Origin of the sequence: Promicromonospora sp. NPDC050880 (genome assembly GCF_044456525.1) — a bacterium.
Taxonomy (GTDB): domain Bacteria; phylum Actinomycetota; class Actinomycetes; order Actinomycetales; family Cellulomonadaceae; genus Promicromonospora.
In genome coordinates this window covers 196,606-202,786 of the sequence record NZ_JBITFV010000009.1, presented here as the reverse complement: position 1 = coordinate 202,786, position 6,181 = coordinate 196,606, and the positions used below count along the sequence as shown (strand labels likewise).

General features: G+C 70.7%; 5 protein-coding genes. 1 reads left to right on the top strand and 4 read right to left on the bottom strand.

The genetic code is table 11. The features are described 5' to 3' along the window. Positions 1-231, bottom strand: a 231-nt coding sequence (locus tag ACIBBF_RS16375; RefSeq protein WP_397415185.1) for a hypothetical protein, incomplete at its 3' end; no start/stop codon positions are given. Between the two features lie 380 nt (positions 232-611). On the opposite strand from ACIBBF_RS16375, the gene ACIBBF_RS16370 reads away from it, so the two are divergent. After that, complete coding sequence (locus ACIBBF_RS16370; protein WP_397415182.1) at positions 612-1,226, top strand: GNAT family N-acetyltransferase; 615 nt, start codon at positions 612-614, stop codon at positions 1,224-1,226. A 76-nt stretch (positions 1,227-1,302) separates the two neighbouring features. On the opposite strand, the gene ACIBBF_RS16365 is transcribed toward ACIBBF_RS16370, so the two are convergent. The 3 genes from ACIBBF_RS16365 to ACIBBF_RS16355 all read right to left on the bottom strand — a co-directional run bounded on the left by ACIBBF_RS16365 (position 1,303) and on the right by ACIBBF_RS16355 (position 6,126). Beyond that, positions 1,303-2,316, bottom strand: coding sequence for a sugar phosphate isomerase/epimerase family protein (locus ACIBBF_RS16365; protein ID WP_397415180.1), 1,014 nt, complete (start codon positions 2,314-2,316; stop codon positions 1,303-1,305). Next, positions 2,316-4,964 (bottom strand): PQQ-dependent sugar dehydrogenase, encoded by a 2,649-nt coding sequence (locus tag ACIBBF_RS16360; RefSeq protein ID WP_397415178.1) that lies wholly within the window; start codon positions 4,962-4,964, stop codon positions 2,316-2,318. The genes ACIBBF_RS16365 and ACIBBF_RS16360 overlap by 1 nt, the downstream gene beginning before the upstream one ends. 160 nt (positions 4,965-5,124) lie before the next feature. After that, entirely contained in the window at positions 5,125-6,126 is a 1,002-nt protein-coding gene (locus tag ACIBBF_RS16355; protein WP_397415175.1) for a sugar phosphate isomerase/epimerase family protein, read from the bottom strand. Positions 6,127-6,181 lie beyond the last annotated feature (55 nt).

Here is a 6,181-nt window from a genome sequence, read left to right as displayed (position 1 = left end):
ACCATCCAGCAGCACGATCCGAAACAAGAGAGTCAAATAATTGGCATTGACTATCAAGCACACTGTTGAGTTCTCAAACAACCGACGCACACCGTCAGAGCCACAATCTTCCGACCGTTTCCCTGCCCGGGGCAGTTCCTCTAACTTACCAGATTCTTTCGGCCGATCAAATTCGCTTCCGTTCTCAGAACTGGAAGGAATCGCACCTGCCTGCCGAATTCGGCGACTCACCGAACGAGGGGAACACAAAGTTCCTTGATCCTGCTCGGTGGGTTTCAGCCCCGGCGCGGCCACTCGGTCCCTTGCGGGCCCCGTGTCCGTCTGCCCGTCGGGCTGACCTGGAGAACATTACACACGATCCTGCGTACGCGCCAACTCGGCTGTGGTGGCCTGCGGCACACTGCGTTTCCGCAGGTCAGCGACGCTTTGAACAGTCCATGGGCCGCGCTGGGAGAGTGCTTGTGACGGGGGCCACTGGCGGCGACCCGCATGCACGGCCCGCGCACCTCCCCCAGGCCGTTCGTTGCCCGGCGCCCCACCCGCATTTTCCGGTCCACCGCGCCGTGTCGTCCCGCAGGCCGGGTGTCACAGCCTCGTACTACGTTCGTGTCGTGACATCTGAGCCCGCCCCGACCTCCCCGGACCCGGCGTCCGGCGACGTACGACAGGCGGCACCGCCCGGCGTCGTCCGCCGCGCGACCGTCGACGACGCGGCCGAGGCCGCGTGGCTCGCTGCGCTCACGTTCCCGCTCGCGTGCCCGCCCGGGACCACGCCGTCGGACACGGCCGCGCACATCGCCCGCAAGCTCACGCCTGCGCACTTCCGTGCGTGGGCGGGCAGCGATCGCCACGCCCTGCTGGTGCACGACGACGGCACCCGGCTGCTCGGTTACGCGCTCCTGGTGCTCGGCACGCCGGACGGGGCGACGGAGGCAGGGGTGGTTCGCGATGCGACCGGGCAGGAGGCGCCGTACGTCGAGCTGTCCAAGATCTACGTCCACCCCGACGTCCTCGGCGGCGGTGTCGCGAGCGCGCTCATGCGGGGTGCCGTGGCGGCCGCCGCGCAGCTCGGGCCCGGGCTGCCGCTCTGGCTCGGCACCAACGCGCTGAACCAGCGCGCGCAGGCCTTCTACCGCAAGAGCGGCTTCGAGGTGGTCGGCAGACGCACCTACGTGGTGGGCGGCGTGGAGCACGACGACGTCGTGCTCGTGCGCGCCGGGTCCTGACCCAGGCCCGCCGCGGTGCGGTGTGGCCGGCGCCGCAGGGCGCCGGCCACACCGCACTCATGTCGTCCGGTCCGGCTCAGCAGTCCTTCGCGCGCAGCGAGCGGATCTCGACGTACGACCGCTCGGCGTTGCCGAAGGAGTCGACCGGGTAGCCGGGCGCGGCCACCGTGGCGGCGTTGTCCTGCTCCCAGATGCCGTGCCGTCGGCCGGAGCCCGCGAGCGCCGACAGGAACTCGGTGTAGGGCAGGTCGCCGGCGCCGAACTCCACGATGTCGTAGCCCCCGGTGTTGGCCGGGTTCGCGTCGCCGTCCTTGAGGTGCAGCAGCGGGTAGCGGTGCGGGTCGCGCTTGACGTAGTCCACCGGCTCGAAGCCCGGGTAGCGGTGCTGCCCCACGAACGCCCAGTAGACGTCCATCTCGAGGAAGACCTTCCTCGGGTCGGTGTTGTCGTAGAAGACGTCGTAGAGGCGCACGTCGGGGTTGTCGGTGGCGAAGCCGAACTCGCCGTCGTGGTTGTGCTGGTAGAACTTCAGGCCGCGGGCGGCAGCGGCCTCCCCGAAGCCGTTGAACTGCTCGGCCGCGGCGAGGTAGCCCGCGACCGTGCGGTTGTTGGTGGGCGCCTGCGCGGTGCCCACGTGCTCCATGCCGAGGATCTCGGCGATGTCGAGCTCGCGCTCCATGTTGTTCGCGAAGTCGGCGATGCCGCGGTGCGACCCGACGGCCCGCAGGCCGTTGTCGTCCAGGAGCTGCCTGATCTCCTCGGGCGTGATCGCGCCGACCTGTCCCTGGGTGTACCCGGCGAACTCGATCTCCGCGTACCCCATGTCGGCCAGCCGCTCGAACACGGTACGGAAGCCGAGCGAGGACACCTTGTCCCTGATCGAGTACAGCTGGATGCCGATGTGACCGGCGGGCACGAGCACCCGGCCGCGGCGGGCGGTCTCCGTCGCGGTCGCCGTCGTGGAGGCGAGGGTCGAGGCGGCGGCGCTGCCTGCGAGGCCGGCTCCGGCCAGCGTCGCCGCACCCACGGCCACGGTGCCGCCGGCCAGCCTCAGGAAGTTCCTGCGGTTGACGTCAGTGCGTGATTCCATCACTGCTCTCCTTCGGTCCGAGCGGCCCCGGTCGGGCCGGTCGAGTCTTGTGCGGCGGCCGGCGGCGTCCCGACGCCCTCACCCACCATGGTGATCGCGTCGAGGTCGAGGCTGCCGGTCGCGGTGACGTAGAGCGTCCCCGTGGCGGACCGGTCACCGAACGACAGGCCGAGGTCACGCCACGTGCCCGCGGTCACCTTCGCCGTCGCGAACGGCTTGGCCGTGGGCGAGTCCCAGCGGAGCTGGAGCGTGCCCTTGCCACGCACCGTCGCGGTCGCGCTGTCGATGCCGGCCAGGCTGACCCGGTCGAGGGCGACGGAGTCCCGCTTGCCCAGGCCGGCCACGTAGGCGCCGGCCGAGGCCGCCTCGTCCTGGACCACCTCGGCGCCGGTGACCTCACCGTGCTCGGCCTCCTGCAGCTTCGGGTTCAGGCGCAGCGTGGCCTCACCGGCAGCCGGCGGCAGGCCGTTGGCCCCGTTGTCGGTGTAGGTGATGACGACGGCGCCGTACAGGTGCGCGCCCTCGCCGTGCTCCGGGGAGTTGGGGTCGGTCGGGAACACGCCGGTGCAGCCCGTGCCGGAGACCTCGGGGTGGGCGTGCTCGTCGTGGCCGAGCCCGTAGGACCAGGCGACCCGCTCGCAGACGGTCTCGGTGCCGTCCTCGGCGTCGTTGGTGGTCACCTGGAAGGCGACCTCGTCGCCCCAGTCGAAGAACCCGCCGTCGGCCGGGAGGTCGACGGTCACCTCGGGCGCCTCGTTGCCGACGCTGATCGACGTCGAGGTGAGCGTGCGCTTGCCGCTGCCGTCGGTGACCCGCAGGCGTGCGGTGTAGACGCCGAGCTCGGTGTAGGTGTGCGTGACCTCCGGCCCGGTCAGGTCGAAGGTGCCGTCGCCGTCGACGTCCCACTCGTAGGTGAGCGCGTCGCCGTCCGGGTCGCTGGAGCCCGACGCGTCGAACGTGACCTCGACGGGCGCGGACGCGGACGACTCCGGCGTGGCCGTGAACTGCGCCTGCGGCGCCTTGTTGCCCTCGGCGTAGTCGATCCGGTAGAGCCCGGAGTCCGGGTTCTGGCGGAAGAACCCGTCGCCGTACTCCAGGACGTACAGCGAGCCGTCCGGGCCGAACTCCAGGTCGATCGGGTTGTCGTTGATCGGCATGCCCGCGGCGGTGAGCGCCGAGTTGGGGAAGAAGTCCTCGATCTCGCCCACCTCGAACGTGGACCAGTCCACGCTGAACGCGGCGTAGTAGTCCTGGGAGAACTCGCCGAAGAAGGCCTTGCCGTCCCAGTACTCCGGGAGCTTGCCGGGCGCCGTGCTGTCGGCGTCGTAGTGGTAGACCGGGCCGCCCATCGGCGCCTGGCCGCTGCCCGAGCCGAAGCTGACGAGCTCGTCCCGCGGCTGCTGGCCCGGCTGGTCGCCGTAGTACAGGGTGGCCGCCCGCGACGGGGGCAGGTTCGTCAGGCCCGTGTTCCACCGGGAGTTGTTGACGGGTGCCGCGCAGTCGAAGAACTCACGCGGCGTCGCCGTCTCGAAGTTCCACTCGTTGTAGGCGGCGTTCGGCCCGTGGCAGTACGGCCAGCCCGCGTTGTGCGGGTCGTCGAGCCCCACCGCGTTCCACTCCACGTAGCCCATGGGGCCGCGGTCCGCGTTCGCCGCACCGGCGTCGGGCCCGTAGTCGCCCCAGGTCAGGGAGTTGGTCTCCGGGTCCACCTCGATACGGAACGGGTTGCGCACGCCCATCACGAAGATCTCGGGACGCGTGCCCTCGGTGCCGGGGGCGAACAGGTTGCCCGCGGGGATGTCGTAGGTGCTGCCCTGGCCCGGCGCGGTGCCGGCGGGGATCTCGTCCTTCACGTCGATCCGCAGGATCTTGCCCCGCAGGTCGTTGGTGTTGCCCGCGCCGCGCCGCGAGTCGAAGCCCGGGTTCATGTTCGGGGCGTCGTTGTTCGGGGCGTAGCCGTTGGCGCCCGGTGTGCCGGCCGGGGTGTTGTCACCGGTCGACAGGTAGAGGTTGCCCTCGCCGTCGAAGTCGATGTCGGCGCCGACGTGGCAGCACTGGCCGCGCTGCACCTCGATGTCGAGGATCGGCTGCTCCGAGTCGAGGTCGAGCGCGTCGCCGGTCCAGGTGTAGCGGGCCAGGCGGTTGACGCCCACCCACTGGTCCCAGTAGCTCTCGTCCTCGCCCGCGGGGAGCGTGTTGGGCGCGTTGCCGGCCGGGGTGTCCGCCGCGCCGTCGCCGTCGGCGTCCCGCGGCGCGTACACGAGGTAGACCTGGTTGCTCTCCTCGAAGTCGGGGGCCAGGGCGATGCCCTGCAGGCCGTCCTCCGAGTTGGCGTACACGTCCAGGGTGTTGACGACCCGCGTGACGCCCGTGGCCGGGTCGGTCAGGCGGACGTCGCCGTTCCGGGCGGTGTGCAGCACACGCTGGTCGGGCAGCACCGCCATGTCGATCGGCTCACCGACGTCCTTGGTGAGCAGGATCTTCTCGTAGTTCCCCCAGTCGGTGTCCGCCGCCGTGGCGGCTGCGTCCTCGTGCCCGTCGTGGGCGGACGCCGGGGTGGCCAGCAGAGCCGTGCCGACCAGGGCGGTCGCGGCGAACGCCGCGACCGTCTTTCGCCGCGCACGCGCGCGAGCCTGGATAGTCTTCATACGTGATGCAGCTCCTCGTCGAGTTCGTCACGCCGGCCGGGCCTCGTGCGCATCCCATTCGTCCGGGGCCCGGTCTTCATGCGGGGTCGGCGTCGCGCGGCGACGCCGGGTGGTGCTGGTTGGTTCCCTGACGTACCTCCCTGTCAGCGGCCCGTGGCCGTCAGCGGGTCGAGAAGGCGGCGTCGAACGCGGAGTCCGGCGCGTCGTACGCGTGGGAGCGCACGAACTGGAGGGCCTCCGGCGCACCGACCAGGCGGTCCATGCCGGCGTCCTCCCACTCCACGGAGATCGGGCCGTCGTAGCCGATCGTGTTGAGCATGCGGAAGGCGTCCTCCCACGGGACGTCGCCGTGCCCGGTCGACACGAAGTCCCAGCCGCGGCGCGGGTCGGCCCACGGCAGGTGCGAGCCCATGCGGCCGTTGCGGCCGTTCGTCATGCGCTTCTTCGTGTCCTTGCAGTCCACGTGGTAGATCCGGTCCTTGAAGTCCCACAGGAAGCTGACCGGGTCCAGGTCCTGCCACACCATGTGGCTCGGGTCCCAGTTCAGGCCGAACGCCTCGCGGTGGCCGATCGCCTCGAGGGTCCGCACGGTGGTCCAGTAGTCGTAGGCGATCTCGCTGGGGTGCACCTCGTGCGCGAACTTCACGCCTACCTCGTCGAACACGTCGAGGATCGGGTTCCAGCGGTCGGCGAAGTCCTGGTAGCCGGCCTCGATCGCGGCGTCGGAGACCGGCGGGAACATCGCCACGTACTTCCAGATCGCGGACCCGGTGAACCCGATGACGGTCTTGACGCCGAGCTTCGCCGCCAGGCGGGCGGTGTTCTTCATCTCCTCGGCGGCGCGCTGCCGCACGCCCTCGGGGTCGCCGTCGCCCCAGACGCGGTCCGAGACGATGTCCCGGTGGCGCTGGTCGATCGGGTCGTCGCAGACGGCCTGGCCCTTGAGGTGGTTCGAGATCGCCCACACCTTCAGGCCGTGCCGCTCCAGCAGCTCGAGGCGGCCGGCGACGTACTCGTCGTCGTCCCACCGCCAGGGGTCCAGGTGGTCGCCCCAGCAGGCGAGCTCCAGGCCGTCGTAGCCCCACTCGGACGCGAGACGTGCCACCTCCTCGAGCGGCAGGTCGGCCCACTGGCCGGTGAACAGGGTGATCGGTCGTGCCATCTTTTCCTCCGTCGTTGGTACCAGGTCCCGTGGTGCGGGGCGGGCGGCGCCGCCC

Excerpts from the sequence above, each read along its gene's own strand:
- ACIBBF_RS16365 (WP_397415180.1), bottom strand. The coding sequence starts at position 2,316 with ATGGAATCACGCACTGACGTCAACCGCAGGAACTTCCTGAGGCTGGCC.
- ACIBBF_RS16360 (WP_397415178.1), bottom strand. The coding sequence starts at position 4,964 with ATGAAGACTATCCAGGCTCGCGCGCGTGCGCGGCGAAAGACGGTCGCG.
- ACIBBF_RS16355 (WP_397415175.1), bottom strand. The coding sequence starts at position 6,126 with ATGGCACGACCGATCACCCTGTTCACCGGCCAGTGGGCCGACCTGCCG.